Source organism: Streptomyces pathocidini (assembly GCF_001418495.1).
Taxonomy (GTDB): domain Bacteria; phylum Actinomycetota; class Actinomycetes; order Streptomycetales; family Streptomycetaceae; genus Streptomyces; species Streptomyces pathocidini.
Genome location: NZ_LIQY01000049.1, coordinates 1 through 1522 on the forward strand (window position 1 = coordinate 1; position 1522 = coordinate 1522).

Annotated in this window: 1 protein-coding gene; it reads left to right on the forward strand. The window is 71.2% G+C overall.

The annotated features are described in order from the left end of the window. On the forward strand, positions 1-1147 hold a 1147-nt coding region (gabT, locus tag AOK16_RS03195), incomplete at its 5' end, for a 4-aminobutyrate--2-oxoglutarate transaminase (protein WP_055470678.1). Positions 1148-1522 lie beyond the last annotated feature (375 nt).

Here is a 1522-nt window from a genome sequence, read left to right on the forward strand (position 1 = left end):
GGTCGGCTCCTCCGCGGAGGCCGTCGTACGCCGCGCCTCCGCGCAGCTCGCGGACTTCACCCACACCTGCTTCATGGTGACCCCGTACGAAGGCTACGTGGAGGTGTGCGAGGAGCTGGCGAAGCTCACCCCGGGCGACCACGCCAAGAAGTCCGCGCTGTTCAACTCCGGCGCAGAGGCAGTGGAGAACGCGGTGAAGATCGCCCGCGCCTACACCAAGCGCCAGGCGGTCGTCGTCTTCGACCACGGCTACCACGGCCGCACGAACCTCACGATGGCGCTGACCGCCAAGAACATGCCGTACAAGCACAGTTTCGGCCCGTTCGCGCCCGAGGTGTACCGCGTGCCGGTGGCCTACCCGTACCGCTGGCTGACCGGCGCCGAGAACTGCGCCGAGGAGGCGTCGGCGCAGGTCATCGACATGATCTCGAAGCAGGTCGGGGCGGAGAACGTCGCGGCGATCGTGATCGAGCCGGTGCTGGGCGAGGGCGGCTTCATCGAGCCCGCGAAGGGCTTCCTGCCGGCGATCGCCCGGTTCGCCAAGGACAACGGCATCGTGTTCGTCGCGGACGAGATCCAGTCCGGCTTCTGCCGCACCGGCCAGTGGTTCGCGTGCGAGGACGAGGGCGTCGTCCCGGACCTGATCACCACCGCCAAGGGCATCGCGGGCGGTCTGCCGCTCGCCGCCGTCACCGGCCGCGCCGAGATCATGGACGCGGCCCACGCCGGCGGCCTCGGCGGCACCTACGGCGGCAACCCGGTCGCCTGCGCGGCGGCGCTCGGCGCCATCGAGACGATGAAGGAGCTCGACCTCAACGCCCGCGCCCAGCGCATCGAGGAGGTCATGAAGGGCCGCCTGTCGGCGATGCAGGAGAAGTACGACATCATCGGCGACGTACGCGGACGCGGCGCCATGATCGCGATCGAGCTGGTCAAGCCCGGTGTCGCGGCGGCCGGCGGGAGCGCTCCGGCCCCGAACCCGGAGGCGACGGCGGCGCTGGCGAAGGCCTGCCACGCCGAGGGCCTACTGGTCCTGACCTGCGGTACGTACGGCAACGTGCTGCGGTTCCTGCCGCCGCTGGTGATCGGCGAGGACCTGCTGAACGAGGGCCTGGACATTCTCGAAGGCGCGCTCGCCGCACTGTGATCGCGTGGGCGCCGTCCGCGGCGCGGCCACGGACGGCGGGCTGTGCGCGGTAGTGCCAGAGAGCGCGGTGCGGACGGACTACCCGTCCGCACCGCCCCCGCGCCTTCCCGACCACCACCCCGGGCCTCTTGGCCACCGCCCCGCGGCCTCCCCGGACCGCCGCTCCACGGCCCTCCCCGGCGATCAACTCGGCTGCCTGTGTTGCCTCGTGAAGAATCTGTGGGACTCCCATGGTGGACGCGCGATCCGGCTGTCCGACGTGTTGCCCCTGGCGTACGGTTTTCGCAGATGAGAGAAACACCCCGCCCGCAGGAAACTGCGGGCGATGTCGAGTCGGCGCTTCCCCAGCCCCGGCCCGGCCGTGCCCTCGCGCAC